Here is a 15,227-nt window from a genome sequence, read left to right on the forward strand (position 1 = left end):
ATGAGCCCCTTATACGAGGTCGGCCGTTTTTCAGCGAAGCCTCTCCGTCAGAGCGATGGCTCTTTTTCGCTACCAGACGTTATCAGCCTGCAACTAATCCGAAGAATGTGATGGTGGCCTCTTCGTGCCGAGGAGGCGAGCCGGATCATCCCAGGCGGTGAGACATATGGAAGAGGCAGATGCCCAGATGCGCGATGCTCTGGTCCCGCAAAGTGCAGCCCTATTCAGCGGGAGGAGGGAAACCGCCCAGTTAGCATCCCCAATCATCAATCGCTCTTCGATTGCCTTCGTTTGTGCTTCGACGCGCGGAGCAGCGGCCCTCGACGCGAGCTCGCTCAGGGCACGGCCCAGGAAAGCGCAGGACTGTGGCGGCGACAATATCCCCGATGCCACTCTAACAGCACAGATGATCCAGGCCTGGCAGGCTGGCAAAGTCGACCGGGCTCGAAATGAATTTCATTCTTGCCGCCTCCACATTCGCATCGATCACAGGACGCGCGAACAATGAAGCGCGCGATAATCCTTGCCGTTTCTCTCCTCGCCGCATGCGATATATTGCCTCGCGATCCGGCCGGCACATCGAAGCGGATTGCTGAGCAACGAACCTTCACGGTCGCACTCGCCGATCCAACTGTGCACGAAGCCGCACAAGTCCGGACGCTGGTACATGAAATTGAGCGGCGAACCGGCGCGAAGGCACAATGGCGGCCAGGCGCAGGCGAGGCACTTTTCCAGCAGCTTGACGACGGTACGCTTGACCTGGTGATCGGACGTTTTTCGGCCGAGAGCCCTTGGGCAATGGATGTGGCATTTGGTCCGCCTCTCTCGACGACAGGAACGAAAGACGCGCCGCTGCAACTAAAGGCGGCCATGCGCAACGGCGAGAACCGGTGGATCATGACAGTCGAGCGTGCGAGCCGCGCGGTTTCGCAGGAGGCGCGCGACGAATGAGCGATACAAGTCTTCCCGATGAGCTGCGCGAGACGATGGCGCGGGCGGTGCGCCTGGAATATTGGAACATCTTCTGGACTCTAACCATCATCGTGACGATGGGCCTAGTGCTTGGTCAGAGCCAGACGATGAAGACCGCGTGGATAGAGGACACGCTGGGCCTGGTTCCGCCTGTCATGTTCCTGATCGCCGCGCATATGGAGCGTCGCGCCCATCGATCGCGCCGCTTTCCTTTCGGTTTCGAGCGGGTCAACGGCCTTGGTTTCTTTGTGGCGGCTGTTGCACTGACTGCCGTCGGCGCGCTGCTTCTCTACAATGCGATGATGGCGCTGGGCTCGCAGGAGCACGCGACCGTCGGATCGATCGTCATTCTGGGGCATGATATCTGGTTGGGATGGCTGATGATCGCCGCCCAGTTCTACTCCCTCATCCCGCCGCTCTTCATCGGCCGGAAGGAACTTCCGCTGGCGCAGGCTCTCAACGACAAGCTGCTGCATACCGACGCACTCATGAACAAGGCTAATTGGCTGACCGGGGCGGCGGGGCTCGCCGGTGTCATTGGTCTGGGGCTTGGCTGGTGGTGGGCTGACGCGTTGGCAGCAGCAATCATTTCGCTCGATGTCCTTAATGACGGTATCAAGGCGTTGCGCTCTTCCACGGCAGAACTGGTCGATGGTGCGCCGAGGGCGCTTTCCAGCACTGATCTTTCGGATGATGCGCAAAGCCTGTGTGATCGCCTCAGCGCTGAATTTCCCGGTGCCACGATACGGCTGCGGGAAACCGGCCGCCTTATTCGCGCCGAAGTGCATGACACGCATCCACCGGGCGAATGCCGTCACCCGCGCCATTATTGGCCGGAGGGTGAGGACAGGGCGTGGCGGTTGGCACAGGTGAGCTTCATCCCGCCTGTTGGACGCGAGGAAGGAAATTAGGCCGGCGGTGTTTGTCGCACAGCATCCGCCTGCTTTTCCGGCCGGATGTAAATGGACGTCAGATCGGGGACGCAAGCCTTCATTTCGCGTTCAATATCCTCAATCAGACGCTCTGCATCTCCCATCGGCAGATCGTCGACGAAATCAGCACTGATCGCTACGAAAACGGCATCAGGCGCGGTATGGATCGTACGGACATGATTGACCGCACTGATCTGCGACCGCTTGGCGAGAATGGTCCATAGAACCGAAATGATCGCCGGGTCGGCGCTTTCGCCGATCAACAGACCCTTGGCTTCGCGCGCAAGCAGAATAGCGACCCCAGCCAGAATGAGACCGATGGCAATCGATGCAAAACCGTCAATCCGTGGATTTGCGAAATAATGGCTGGCCCAGACGCCGATGCCTGCAATGGCGAGGCCGATCAGCGCAGCGCTGTCCTCGAACAGGACAATGAACCCGGCGGGATCCTTGGATCGGCGGATCGATTGCCACCAACTGCTGGCACCGCGCTTGCCGTTGAATTCGCGCACCGCAATGAACCAGCTTGTTCCTTCAAGCAGCACAGCAACACCCAGCACCACATAATTGATCGTCGGATCACGCAAGGGCTCAGGTTCGGCGATGTGCAACCAGCCCTCGTAGACCGAAACGCCCGCGCCGACGGCAAAGATCAGGATCGCGACGACGAAGGCCCAGAAATAGAGTTCGCGGCCATAGCCGAAGGGATGGGTGGCGTCGGCGGGACGTCTGGCCTTTGCCTGACCATAGAGCAGCAGAACCTGATTTCCGCTGTCGACCAGCGAGTGGACACCCTCGGTCAGCATGGAAGAAGAGCCACTGATCGCCGCCGCCACGAACTTGGCGACCGCTATCCCGACATTGGCGAAAAGCGCGCCATAGAGGACGATATTCTCGCGGATTTGGCGTGACAGACCGGCCATCGCGTTCAGCCTGGATAAGGGCTGGACTGAAGCAGGCTTGCGAGATGCGCGGCATTGCCGGCGACCATTTTCGCCGTCTTCATTACCGCCTCCGGCGTCTCGCCGAGATCCTTGAAATCGACCGCCCCCATCGCTTCGCCGACCCAATAGCAGGCCGCAACAGCGGGGATCGTCCAGCCCACATCGTTCAAAGCCTGGAACAGCTGAGCGGAGCAGAAATGGGCGCCATCTTCATTACCCACGATTGCTGCGACAGCGACCTTCCCATAGCTCGGCATCCGACCCTCATCGTCGGTCTCGGAAAGGAAGGCATCCATCCGTTCCAGGACGCGTTTGGCGATGCTGCTGATCTGCCCCATCCAGATCGGTCCTCCGAAGATCACAATGTCATGAGCGAGTATCTTCTCGCGCAGTCCAGGCCACGCATCGCCATCCCCTTCGTCGGAGCTAACGCCTGGCCTGATGTCAAGGGCTGCAACCCGGACCGTTTCGCTGACCGTCACATCATTCTTGCTGAAGGCCCTCGTCAACACGGCGATCATCGCGTCGGTCGAACTCTCCTGGCGGGAGTCCGCCTTGAGCGTGCAGTTAAGCGCCAGCGCCTTGAGCGGCATGTGTCATCTCCTTGAGGGGCCAGGATCAGCAGAACGCGCCCATCCCTTCTTCGCGGAAAGAACACCTGGGCGCGTAATGGGTTCTGCGGATCGAGGGAGAATTGGCTGAGCAATGCCTCTGCTGTGCAACTTCCGCGTGCGCGGAAGTTCAGCGACATCCCCCGATCAGGTGCCGGGGCCAGATGGTTGCAACATGAAGATGAGTGATTTGCCTTGCCACCCCATGGGAATGGCGAAGCTGCGCTGTCGGCTTTCTGTTTGAGGCTATCACGGAACCAACTTGCCGATTGCACGCTCTCATCGCGGAGGTCGCACATGGCTGCACGCGCATTTTGGCAGGGCCAGATCAAGCTGGCACTGGTGTCCATCCCGGTCGAAGTGTATCCCGCGACCAAATCGGGCGCGGCGGTCAGCTTTCGTCAGATTCACGAGCCCACCGGCAAACCCATCCATTATGAAAAGGTCGTGAGCGGCGTGGGGCCCGTCGACCGAGAGGAGATCCTCAAGGGGTTCGAGCTTTCAAAAGGCAATTATGTGCTGCTCGAACAGGAGGAAATCGAAGCGGTCAAGATTGAGAGCCGCAAGACCCTCGACCTCGTCCAGTTCGTCGAGGCCGATGCGATCGACGTTCTTTATTATGAGAAGCCTTATTTCGTCGTACCCGCCGATGACCTCGCAGAAGAGGCCTATGCGGTGCTGCGGGATGCGCTGCGAAAGGCAAAGAAGGTCGGACTTGGCCAATTGTCGGTCCGTGGACGGGAGCAACTGGTGTCGATCAAACCCTGTGGACGGGGGCTGGTCATGGAAGTTCTGCGCTATGCTGACGAGGTAACCAAGGCGCAGACATATTTCCGAGGTTTGCCTGCCGATACGGCGGATGAGGACATGCTCGATCTTGCTACCAGCATCATCGACAAGCGAACGGCGCCCTTCAAGCCGGAAGAGTTTCGCGATCGCTATGTCGATGCGCTCCATCGCCTGATCGAAAAGAAGAAAAAGTCCAAGGGGAAGCGGATAATAGAAGAGGTGGACGATGAGCCGGCGCGCAAGGGCGGCAATGTCATCGACCTGATGGCGGCGCTCAAGAAGTCAGCAGGAGAAACGGCTCGCACCCCAGCGACGAAGAAGAGGTCGAAAAGCGGATCGGCGACTGGCAATATGCGTGCGCCTGCAGCCAAGCGCAAAAGCGCGTGATGACGCTGAATCCCGATACCCCGCTCCACCTTATCGACGGGCCGGTCCTGCTGCGCCTGAGCATTGCTGCTCTGCTCGGCCTGCTTTTGGGGCTCGACCGACAGATACGCGGCCATGCAGCGGGGCTACGCACCCATGGCCTCATCTGCTTCACCAGCGCCCTCATGACTGTCTGCGCAATCGCGCTGCACAATCAGTTGCAAGGCGAGGGAAATATAGATCCCCTGCGGGTCTTCGAAGCTTCTGCCGCATTTTCGGGCATCATAGCGACTGGCCTCATTATATTCAGCAAGGGTGAGATCAAGAATCTGACCACGGCAGCCCATATCTGGCTGGCGTCGATGATCGGAATCGCTTCCGGCGCTGCCCTCTGGCCCCTAGTCGCCAGTGCCACTCTCGTCGCGATCCTTATGCTCAGCCTGCTGGGCTTTGTGGAACGGCGCTGGCTCGCGTCCGAGGAGCGACAGGGCGAATGAGCCGGATCAATCCCCTTGCCTCCTATAATGCCAAACGGGACTTCAATCGCACCAGCGAGCCTGAAGGCAAGATGGCAAAGAAGGGCGGCAACAGTTTCGTTGTCCAGAAACATGCCGCCACAAGGCTGCACTGGGACTTCCGGCTGGAAGTCGATGGCGTGCTCAAGAGCTGGGCCGTCACCAAGGGGCCGAGCCTGGATCCCGATGACAAGCGGCTTGCTGTCCGCACCGAAGATCATCCTCTGAGCTATGGCAGTTTCGAGGGTAATATTCCCAAGGGCGAATATGGCGGCGGCAGTGTGATGCTCTGGGACCGCGGTTGGTGGGAACCGATCCCGGGAAAGAGCGCGAAGGATATAGAGGATGGCCATCTCCATTTCATCCTGCATGGCGAACGGATGAAGGGGGAATGGCTGCTGGTGCGGATGAAGGGGCGCGCGGGCGAAAAGCGCGAGAATTGGCTGCTCCGCAAGATTGAGGATGGCGAAGCCCGCCGGAATGGCGATCTGGTCGAGCGCGCGCTGACAAGTGTTCTGACTGACCGATCCATGGCGCAAATCGCCGGGGACATCGCCGGCACGCAGTCATTGAAAGGCGCAAGGGGCAAGACATTCACGGATAGGATGCAGGCGGCAAACGCGCATAATGCAAAGATCGGCAGGACGAAGGTGAAGGCGATCGCCAGAACGGAGGCTATGCCGCGCTTCATCAAGCCGCAGCTTGCAACTTTGGTCGACCATGTACCGGTCGGCAACGAATGGCTGCACGAGATCAAATATGACGGATATCGCGCGCTCGTTGCAGCCAGTGGCGAAGCGATAAAAATATATACGCGCAGCGGCCTGGACTGGACGGACAAATTTGGTGCTTTGGCCGGAGCCATAAAAGCGCTCGACCTCCCGCCTGCCTTGATCGACGGCGAGATCATCGCCTTTGACGCTGACGGCAATCCCAGTTTTTCGGCGCTGCAGGCGGTGTTGAAACGGGGCCATGGCGCGGAGCGAGCCGACACGCCGTTCCATTTCTTCGCTTTTGATCTTCTTTCCATTGACGGCATGGATTTGAAGTCTCTCCCCGCAATCGAGCGAAAGGAGCGGCTCGAAGCCTTATTGGCGGATGCGGAACAACCGATCCACGTTGCCGATCACCTGATCGGCTCGGGCGAGAAGCTCTACCGATCGCTTTGTCAGACCGGGCAGGAAGGCATTATCGCAAAGCGCGTCGATGCGCCCTATCGCAGCGGACGGACACGCGCCTGGGTGAAGGTCAAATGCACTCGTCGGCAGGAATTCGTGATCGTCGGCTGGACCCGTAGCAAGGTAAAAGGGCGTGCCTTCTCCTCCCTGCTACTGGCGCAGCATGAAGGCGGTGAACTGGTCTATAAGGGCAAGGTCGGCACTGGTTTCGATGCCGCCACAATGACCGACCTGGCCGAGGCCATGAGTCCGATTGCGACCGGCACGTCGCAGATCATCATTTCCGCCGCCCAAGCGCGCGGCGTCCAATGGGTCAAACCCAAGCTCGTTGCGGAAGTCGGTTTTGCCGAGTTCACAAGGGAGGGTCTCGTGCGACATGGCAGTTTTCTGGGGCTACGAAGCGACAAGTTGGCAAAGACAATCAAGCCCGAAAAAGCGGCCCCAACGCCTCCTTCGGCCACAGCCATCAAGATCAGCAATCGCGCGCGCGTGATTTTCCCGGAGAGCGGGCAGACCAAAGGGGAGTTGGCCGATTATTACGCGCGGATCGCCCCGCTGATGCTACCTTTCGCCGCCAATCGGCCGATCAGTCTTGTGCGATGCCCCCAGGGCCGTGCGAAGAAATGCTTTTTCCAGAAACATGACAGCGGCGCCTTTGGCGACCATGTCCGCCATGTTGCGATCCGCGAGAAAGACGGCGGCTTGGAAGATTATCTCTATGTCGACGATGCCGATGGCCTGATCGCCTGCGTCCAGATGGGTACGATCGAATTTCACGGCTGGGCGAGCCGTGCCGATGCCATCGAGAAGCCCGATCGCATGATCTTCGATCTTGATCCCGACGAGGGCATGGATTTTGCACGGGTGCGTGAAGCGGCAAAGGATATTCGCGATCATCTACGCGACATCGGTCTGATCTCCTTCGCCATGCTGTCGGGAGGGAAGGGGGTCCATGTCGTCGTCCCCCTCAGCCCCACCCACGACTGGGACGCACATAAGGATTTCGCTGCCCGTTTCGCCCAGGCCTTGAGCGCGGCAGAACCCGATCGCTTTGTTGCCACGATGAGCAAGGCCAAGCGCAAGGATCGCATATTCATCGACTGGCTGCGCAATCAGCGCGGCAGCACCGCCATCCTTCCCTACTCGGCGCGCGCGCGTGCCGGCGCGCCCGTAGCCATACCGGTCGACTGGGACGAATTGAACGATTTGCAGGACGCCCATCCCTTCGACATTGGAGATGCCGAAATATTGGGGGAGCGCGCAACGAAGCTCAAAGGCTGGGGCTTCGCTGCGCAGACCCTGCCGGATCTATGATTCGCTTCGGGCACCATGAACCCCGCCATGCGTTGATGGGAGAAGATCAGCATGAAAGGATCATAATGCCCCATCACAAGGAGCGTCCTGCCCGCAAAGCCACCAGTCGCCTTGCGCTCTACCTCGTCTTCGCATTCATCGTTGCAGCCATACTGGCTTTCATCTGGGTCAACATGCACGCCTGACCGGGCGATAGCCCCTTAGTCCGAACCGGACTGCGCCACGGTCCGTGCCAGTTCATCGATCTTATCGACCGGGATACGTCTTGCTATCATCGCCATGGTATCCGGCGGCAGGCGCGCGTCGATGACATTATCGTCTTGCTGCCAAAGCCGCAGGCGCGCAGCAAGATAGCCTGGCTTCTGTCCGGCAAGAATGGGCGCCGCCTTGCCGACTGCATGACAATTGCTGCAGGCGGGCAGGGGCTGACCGAAACGATCCACCCCCGGTGAACTGCGTGTGGTGGCAACATTCGCCAGCCCGGGCATCGCAGAGAAATAGGTCGCCAGCCTCGCCATGTCCTCGCGCCCGGTCGTTGCCAGCGCCGTCTGCATGACCGCACTGCTGCGCTTCCCCGACACATATTGGCGCATGCTGGCGACCAGATAGGCCGCGCTCTGCCCAGCCAGGACCGGAATATCGGATTGCTCCCTCCCCCGACCATCCACGCCATGGCAGCTTGTGCAAGCCGACAAGGTTGCCGGAGCAACGCCGGGCAGACGTCCCTCCTCGCCAGCCTGGGTCAGCGCTTGATATTGCGCCGCCGTCATATGCGGCAAGCGCCGGACGAAAGCGGTCATGCGCCTTACTTCGTCCGGTCGATCAGCCGCCGCCCAGGCCGGCATGCCGGTGAATTTGACGCCATGCCGGATGATCCAGAATAATTCGCGATCCCGCCATTCCCCCGCCGTCCGGGCAAGATCAGGCGCCGGCGGGGTTGCCTGCTGCATCACGGGTGATGGCCGTACACCCGGCGCGCCATGACAGACCTGGCAGGCCTGACGGAAATGCCCTGCTGCACTGACCAGGCCCTCATCGTCGAGCGGGTCGGGCGGTGCGTCCAGCCAGGCATGAGTCCGCACGGAATTGCGCATCGTCCAGTGAAGGAACCAGTCGGTAATACGCCAATGGCCCGACGACGCGGAAATCTGCATGGCCCCGGACCAGGCGAACAGCATCCCAAGAACCCCAAGTACGAGCAACGCGACAATTGCGCGCTTCAAGCTGATGCGAAGGATCATGCCGCCCCCCTCTGGCGAAGGAGGCTCGCCAACAGGACAAGACCACCGATGAAATAGCTGGCCCCGCCGACCAGCAGCATGAGGACACCAGCCAGTTGCTGGTCGATCAGCGGGTCCATGCCGGCCAGATGATGATGATCCGCCGCCGCATAGAGAGGCCTTGGCGCGAGGCCGATCAGGACACCAAGCAGGGTCATGTGCATCGATGTCAGCAACAGGGCACTTATGCCAGCGGCCCGATGATCGGCGCGGAGCACCGATGACCAAAGCAGCAGACCTGCGCCAAGGAAACAGAGCTGCTCGAGCCCGAGCAATGGGAGGGAGGTCATTGTCGCCGCGCGAAGGGCCGGCAGGTGCCAGAGCCAGACTGTGACAAGTTCCACCAGCATCATCGCCATCGGACTTGTGAGGCCGGGCCAGAGACGCGCAGGATCAAGCCGCCCTTGAGACAGGCCAATGGCAAGAAAAGGCGCTGCAATCGCCACGGCAATCATATGCCCCCCCATATGGCCAGTCATGCCAAGCGGCATGCCAGCGAGGAGCCAGCCGATCGGTACCAGCGCGAGGCCGGCGGCAAGTGCGGCGCGTTTCATCGGCAGTCTCGCAGGAAGATGACCGGAAGTGCCGTGAACAGCACGCCGACGAAGCTCAGCCCTGCCAGGAGCAAGGTCGACTTGGCCAGGAAACGGAGCCGGTCGATCCGGGTCGAGTCCTCATGGGGCGGCGGATTGCCCGGCAGGCGGGCCTGCGCCCAGGCGATCCATCCCGAAAGTCCGATCATCAGCAGCGCAAGCATCGTGCCGATGACGAACAGCAGCGGAAAACTGGCAAAGCGCCCGGCCTTGGCACAGGAGATGGCCGCCCAAAGATAGGAGGCGAGGAAATGCCCCGCCCAGATCGCTGGTGGAATGATGAGCGTCCAGAGCGTGACCTTGAGCCGCTCATGCCATTTGCCTCGCTCGCTCATGTGACCTGCGGGAACAGGCCGATCGTCGCATAGGTGACGATCGCGGTTAGCGCATAGAAATGCATGTAGACGGTGACGTTGCGCAGATCCGCGTCATGCACCGGGTCCATGCGCCCGGCGAGACTGCGCGCGAGTGCATAGCCCTGCATGATGGCAGCAACGCCCGCATGGGCCGCGGCCCAGATGGCGAGCGTCCACACGATTGCAGGATAGCTGTGCGCCTGCGGGTCCATGCCATGCGTCCAGGGGCCGGCCAGCCCTGCCCCGATCCCGGCAAGGCTGAGTAGCAGCGCGACCAAGAGGCAGAGCCGTGCCATGTCGACATGCTTGCGGGCATGCACCTCCCGCGCGCCGAGCGTCAGCAGCCAGCTTGCGATGCCCAAGAACAATGCGAGCATGGGCCAGGCCATGCCGGGACCGTCCGCCAGAGCGACCGGCGGGAAATCGGCATGGCGGGTCCAGAAGAAGAAATAGCCAAAGATGAGCCCGGAAAAAGCCGTCGCATCGGCCATCATCGTGATGAACATCGCCCACCAGCCTGGCGCAGAGGGCCCGGAGAGATAGAGCGGCAGCTCAAGGCCGTGGCCGATCGGTTTGCACGGCTTTTCGGGAATTTCGGCCGTCCCGGTCCAGAGCCACCACAGCGCCATGGCGAGTGTGGCAACGCCACTGACGAGCGCAGCCCAGTAGAGATGATAGGTGGTGAGGATGAAGACCCCGCCGAGCGCGACCGCCGTCAGCATGGGCTTGATGCTAGGGGTTCCCAGGCGGATCACTGCCAGTGGCCGGGCATCAAGGACGCTCGTAACGATCGTCTCGCGTCGCCCTTCCTCTGCATCGGGCAGGAAGAAGCGGCCCTCATCCACCTTGCGCACGAAATCTGTCTGGTCCCAGATTGGATAGCGGCTCTCGATCAATGGCACCGACCTTATGCCCCAGTCCTCGTCCTCGGGATGGGCGAGCCACTCCAGCGTGCCCGCATTCCAGGGATTGCGGACGGCCCGAACACGGCGCGGCGAGAGGCTAAGATCGACGCATATCACCGCCACCCCCGCGGCAAACAGCCAGGCCCCCAGGGTGGAAGCCATGTTGAGCCCGCCCAGCCCCAGTTCGGCCGGATAGGTAAAGACGCGCCGCGGCATGCCCATGAGCCCGGAAAGATGCATCGGGAAGAAGGTCAGGTTGGCACCGACGAACAGCATCCAGAAAGCGATCCGGCCAAGCCGGTCGGACAGTTTCTTGCCCGTCACCAACGGCCAATAATAATATAGGCCGGCGAAAAGCGGCATCAACGTGCCGCCGATCAGCACGTAATGGAGATGGGCGACGACGAAATAGCTGTCATGCGCCTGCCAGTCGAACGGTGCCACCGCCACCATGACGCCGGTAAGGCCGCCAATCACGAAAATGGCGAGGCTGCCGGTCGCATAGAGAAGGGGTGTGGACCAGGTGACCCGGCCTGCCCACAGCGTTGCTATGAACACGAAGATCTGGACGCCGGTCGGAATGGCCACGGCTTCGGAGGCGGCCGAGAAGAAGGCCAGGCTGATCTTCGGCAGCCCGGTGGTGAACATGTGGTGGACCCACAGGCCGAAGGACAGGAATGCGGTACCCACAGCGGCCAGCACGATCCACGGATAGCCCAGGAGATGGCGGTTGGCGAAGGTCGGCACCAGCATCGCGAACAGCGCGATCGAGGGCAGGAATATGATGTAGACTTCGGGATGACCGAAGATCCAGAACAGATGCTGCCACAGGAGCGGATCCCCGCCCCGGCGCGCATCGAAGAAGGGCCAGTCGAGCAGCCTTTCCATTTCGAACAATATGTCGCCGGCGATGAGCGGCGGAAAGGCAAAGAGGATCATCACCGCCACAACCAGTATGTACCAGGCATATAGCGGCATGAGATTGAGCCGCATGCCCGGCGGTCGACATTTGAGCACGCCGACGATCAGTTCGACTGCGGCGGCGACCGACGACACCTCGATGAAGGAAAGACCGAGCATCCAGATATCGGCTCCGAGCCCCGACAGGTCTGTGCGGGTGGTCAGCGGAGGATACATGAACCAGCCGCCGTCAGGGGCGGCATTGAAGAAGATCGATCCCCCGACGAACAGCCCGCCAATCAGGAAGGACCAGTAGCCAAAGGCCGACAGGCGGGGAAATGGCAGGTCGCGCGCGCCCAGCAATTGCGGCAGCAGGATGATCGACACCGCCTCGAACATCGGCACGGCGAAGAGAAACATCATCATCGAGCCGTGCAGGGTGAAGAGCTGGTTGAAGGTACCAGGCCCAACCAGATCATTGTCGGGCACGGCAAGCTGGGTGCGCATGATGAGCGCGAGCACGCCGGCAAAGAGCATGAAGCCAAAGGCGGTCAGCACATACCAGACGCCGACGCGATTATTGTTGCAGTCGGTCCAGCGCAGGAAGATCCCCCTGGGCGGCGCCCACACCGCGCGCAGCCTTTCTTCCTGCGCCGCGCGTAGCGCCGGGTCATCCTGATCGTGGAGGCTCATTTCAGCCCCTCGAGATAATGGGCAATGGCAATGGCCTCCTGCTCGGACAGCTGGGGATAGGCTGGCATGCGCGCGCCTGGCTTTGCGATCTGGGGCGCTCGGATGAAGGCGGCGATATTGGCGGTGGTCGGTGGCAATATCCCGGCCCCCAGCGTCCGCCTCTGTCCAAAACGGCTAAGGTCAGGCCCGATCGCCGCATCATGCGCGGTTCCCCGGATGGCATGGCAGGCGCCGCAGCCATGCGCATCGAAGAGAGACTGGCCCCTCGATGGGACCAGGCCCTTGCCGGCCCAGCGCGCGCCCGCCAGCCATGCGTCGAAATCCGCTGGGTTCATGGCAATCACGTCGAAGGCCATCAGCGCGTGCGACAGGCCGCAAAACTCCGCGCAAACGCCCCGGAAGCGGCCGGCCTTTTCGGCGCGCACGACCAGCCTGTTGGTCCGTCCGGGGATCATGTCCATCTTGCCGGCAAGACCGGGAATCCAGAAACTGTGGATCACGTCCTGCGCGCCGAGTTCAAGGATCACCGTCCGGCCCACGGGAATGCGGATTTCATTGGCAGAAACAAGTCCGGGCCCCGCGCGTGATGCCCCATAAGCGACCCGCCACCAGAATTGCTCGCCCTCGACCCGAATGGTGAGGTCGCCAGGCGCCGTGTCGCGCGGGCGCATGGCAGGCAAAGCGTAGAGAAGCAGCGCGCCAAGGATCAGGGCCGGGCCGATGGCGCCCAGCCACAAGATGATCCGCATGCCGCCACGATGGCTGAGCGCCCCTTCCGGAGCGCGAAGCGCGCGAACATAGATGAGGACCATGACCGTCACGATGATCGCCGCACCGATGGTCAACAGGATCGCCATCTCGCGCACCTGCCGTGCTTCGGCGCCGAAGACATGGAGGGCCGACTGATGCGCATTGCAGGCGCCAAGGCCGAGCAGTAAAATGGTCCAGAGCCATGGATTGCGCATTGCGCCCGCGTCACCCCTTTTGCGCTGCATCCTATGTGCAGCGTCTTTCGTGCCAACACGCGAAGCGGCATCCGGTTCAAACATTTCTGTTTCGTAACAAGTGGATGAATTGCCGGTGTCGGCGAAACCAAAAGCCAGCCGGCGCATTGGCGAGGGATCCTTCTTCCTTCGACAAGGAGACCTGTCTTGCCCAGCGCCCCGCCGCGCACCCGGCCCCTGCTCCATCCGCTTCACGGCCTGCTGCTCGCCTGGCCGGTCGCCCTGTTTCCCGCTGCCCTGCTGTCGGACATCACCTATCTCAACAGCGCGGAAATGCAGTGGAGCAATTTTTCGGCCTGGCTGATCACCGGCGCACTGATTGGCGGCGGCCTGGTACTGCTATGGGCCTTTATCGCGCTGGCGCGCGCCAAAGGGCCGGCACGTCGGCAGCATGGCCTTTATCTGCTGCTGTTGGCGCTGATGTGGGCCTGCGGGCTCACAAACGCCTTCCAGCATAGCCGCGACGGCTGGAGTTCGGTCGGGACCATCGGCCTCATCCTTTCCCTCCTCAGCAGCCTGGCTGCCCTTGCCGCGGGCTGGACGGCCTTCGCGAGCTATCGGGAGGTTCGGCCATGACCGTGCGTGCCTTCATTCTGGGCGCCAGTCTCCTGGCGCTTGCCGCCTGCGGGCGTAGCCAGCCTGGCCTTGACCAGACCGGCGACCGGCCGGACCTGCCCGATCAGCGCCAGACATTGCTGCCGCCGATGAAAATCGCGACGCCCGCAGGCTGGGGCAATGAAAAGCCGACGGCACCGGCCGGCTTTAGCGTGACGGCCTTTGCCACGGAGCTCGCCATTCCGCGCCAGATGCTGGTGCTGCCCAATGGCGACATTCTGGTGGCGGAAGGTTCAGGGGGATCGGCCCCCGCCCTGCGGCCCAAGGATGTCATCGCGACCCAGATCAAGGCCATGGGGAAGACATCGGTAAAGGGTGGCAATCGCATCACCCTGCTGCGCGATGCCGATGGCGATGGCCGCGCCGAATTGCGCAGTACGCTCATCACCGGGTTGAATGCGCCCTATGGCCTCGCCCTGGTCGAGGGCCAGCTCTATGTCGCGACACAGGACGCGCTGCTGCGCTTTCCCTATCGCGAGGGCGAGACGCGCATCACCACGCCCGGCGTCGAGGTGACCAAATTGCCCTCGCGCATCAATCATCACTGGACCAAATCGCTGGCAGCTGGCCCGGACGGATCGAAACTCTATGTCGGTATCGGCTCCAACAGCAATGTCGGCGAACGCGGCATGGCGGTGGAGGAAGATCGTGCCGTCATCTGGGAGGTTGATCGCCAGTCCGGCATGCATCGCACCTATGCCTCGGGCATCCGCAATCCGACAGCCCTTGCAGTTGAGCCGCAGACGCGCCGGCTCTGGGCCGTGGTGAACGAACGCGATGAGCTCGGACCGCAACTGGTGCCCGATTATATGACTGCGGTTCGTCCCGGGGCCTTTTACGGCTGGCCCTACAGCTATTGGGGACAGAATGTCGATCCGCGGGTGCGTCCGCAGCAGCCCGATCTGGTGCGACGCGCGATCCGGCCCGATTATGCCCTGGGATCCCATGTCGCGGCACTCGGTATCAGCTTTGCAACAAGCCCCGGTCTTGGCCCCACCTATGCGCAGGGCGCCTTCGTCGGGGAGCATGGCAGCTGGAACAGGCAGGATCTGGCCGGCTACAAGGTGGTCTTCATTCCCTTCGCCAATGGGCGGCCGACCGGCAAGCCCCAGGACTTCCTGACCGGGTTCGTCAAGGATGGACATGCGCGCGGACGACCGGTGGGCGTGAGCTATGATCCGGTCCATGGCGCGCTCCTGGTCGCCGATGATCTATCCAACAGCGTCTGGCGGATAGCCCCAATCCGTCACTGACATCAGG

General features: G+C 61.6%; 14 protein-coding genes. 7 read left to right on the top strand and 7 right to left on the bottom strand.

What is annotated here, in order from left to right:
• The first annotated feature begins 504 nt into the window (after positions 1-504).
• Positions 505-951, top strand: coding sequence for a hypothetical protein (locus tag E5554_RS04790; protein WP_063141437.1), 447 nt, complete (start codon positions 505-507; stop codon positions 949-951).
• Positions 948-1,883: a cation transporter gene (locus E5554_RS04795; protein ID WP_136186115.1), complete on the top strand. Its 936-nt coding sequence runs from the start codon at positions 948-950 to the stop codon at positions 1,881-1,883. The genes E5554_RS04790 and E5554_RS04795 overlap by 4 nt, the downstream gene beginning before the upstream one ends.
• Here E5554_RS04795 and E5554_RS04800 read toward each other — a convergent pair.
• Together E5554_RS04800 and E5554_RS04805 are read right to left on the bottom strand one after the other, a co-directional pair.
• Positions 1,880-2,827, bottom strand: a complete 948-nt coding sequence (locus E5554_RS04800) for a cation diffusion facilitator family transporter (RefSeq protein ID WP_136186116.1) — start codon at positions 2,825-2,827, stop codon at positions 1,880-1,882. The two genes, E5554_RS04795 and E5554_RS04800, sit on opposite strands and share 4 nt — an antisense overlap.
• 5 nt (positions 2,828-2,832) lie before the next feature.
• Positions 2,833-3,441 carry an NAD(P)H-dependent oxidoreductase gene (locus E5554_RS04805; protein WP_136186117.1) on the bottom strand — a complete coding sequence of 203 codons (609 nt, stop codon included), beginning with the start codon at positions 3,439-3,441 and terminating at the stop codon, positions 2,833-2,835.
• A 315-nt stretch (positions 3,442-3,756) separates the two neighbouring features.
• Between E5554_RS04805 and E5554_RS04810 the strand changes: the two genes are divergently transcribed.
• Genes E5554_RS04810 through ligD form a run of 3 tightly spaced genes read left to right on the top strand, consistent with a single transcriptional unit; the run spans position 3,757 to position 7,621 of the window.
• Positions 3,757-4,635, top strand: coding sequence for a Ku protein (locus E5554_RS04810; RefSeq protein WP_136186118.1), 879 nt, complete (start codon positions 3,757-3,759; stop codon positions 4,633-4,635).
• The gene (locus tag E5554_RS04815; RefSeq protein WP_136186119.1) at positions 4,635-5,111 is read left to right on the top strand and encodes an MgtC/SapB family protein; all 477 of its coding nucleotides are present in this window, start codon (positions 4,635-4,637) and stop codon (positions 5,109-5,111) included. The genes E5554_RS04810 and E5554_RS04815 overlap by 1 nt, the downstream gene beginning before the upstream one ends.
• Complete coding sequence (ligD, locus tag E5554_RS04820; protein ID WP_136186120.1) at positions 5,108-7,621, top strand: DNA ligase D; 2,514 nt, start codon at positions 5,108-5,110, stop codon at positions 7,619-7,621. The genes E5554_RS04815 and ligD overlap by 4 nt, the downstream gene beginning before the upstream one ends.
• A 200-nt stretch (positions 7,622-7,821) precedes the next feature.
• Here ligD and E5554_RS04830 read toward each other — a convergent pair whose 3' ends face one another.
• Genes E5554_RS04830 through E5554_RS04850 form a run of 5 tightly spaced genes read right to left on the bottom strand, consistent with a single transcriptional unit; the run spans position 7,822 to position 13,313 of the window.
• Positions 7,822-8,862 (bottom strand): c-type cytochrome, encoded by a 1,041-nt coding sequence (locus E5554_RS04830; RefSeq protein WP_136186121.1) that lies wholly within the window; start codon positions 8,860-8,862, stop codon positions 7,822-7,824.
• Complete coding sequence (locus tag E5554_RS04835) at positions 8,859-9,455, bottom strand: cytochrome c oxidase assembly protein (protein WP_136186122.1); 597 nt, start codon at positions 9,453-9,455, stop codon at positions 8,859-8,861. The genes E5554_RS04830 and E5554_RS04835 overlap by 4 nt, the downstream gene beginning before the upstream one ends.
• Entirely contained in the window at positions 9,452-9,829 is a 378-nt protein-coding gene (locus E5554_RS04840) for a hypothetical protein (protein WP_125990379.1), read from the bottom strand. Before E5554_RS04840 ends, E5554_RS04835 begins: the two co-directional genes overlap by 4 nt.
• The gene (locus E5554_RS04845) at positions 9,826-12,348 is read right to left on the bottom strand and encodes a cbb3-type cytochrome c oxidase subunit I (RefSeq protein ID WP_136186123.1); all 2,523 of its coding nucleotides are present in this window, start codon (positions 12,346-12,348) and stop codon (positions 9,826-9,828) included. Before E5554_RS04845 ends, E5554_RS04840 begins: the two co-directional genes overlap by 4 nt.
• Positions 12,345-13,313 (bottom strand): cytochrome c oxidase subunit II, encoded by a 969-nt coding sequence (locus E5554_RS04850; RefSeq protein WP_136188258.1) that lies wholly within the window; start codon positions 13,311-13,313, stop codon positions 12,345-12,347. Before E5554_RS04850 ends, E5554_RS04845 begins: the two co-directional genes overlap by 4 nt.
• 186 nt (positions 13,314-13,499) lie before the next feature.
• Between E5554_RS04850 and E5554_RS04855 the strand changes: the two genes are divergently transcribed.
• Together E5554_RS04855 and E5554_RS04860 are read left to right on the top strand one after the other, a co-directional pair.
• Positions 13,500-13,928 (top strand): DUF2231 domain-containing protein, encoded by a 429-nt coding sequence (locus tag E5554_RS04855; protein WP_136186124.1) that lies wholly within the window; start codon positions 13,500-13,502, stop codon positions 13,926-13,928.
• Positions 13,925-15,220 carry a sorbosone dehydrogenase family protein gene (locus tag E5554_RS04860; RefSeq protein ID WP_136186125.1) on the top strand — a complete coding sequence of 432 codons (1,296 nt, stop codon included), beginning with the start codon at positions 13,925-13,927 and terminating at the stop codon, positions 15,218-15,220. Before E5554_RS04855 ends, E5554_RS04860 begins: the two co-directional genes overlap by 4 nt.
• Positions 15,221-15,227 lie beyond the last annotated feature (7 nt).

Source organism: Sphingobium sp. PAMC28499 (assembly GCF_004795815.1).
GTDB lineage: Bacteria > Pseudomonadota > Alphaproteobacteria > Sphingomonadales > Sphingomonadaceae > Sphingobium > Sphingobium yanoikuyae.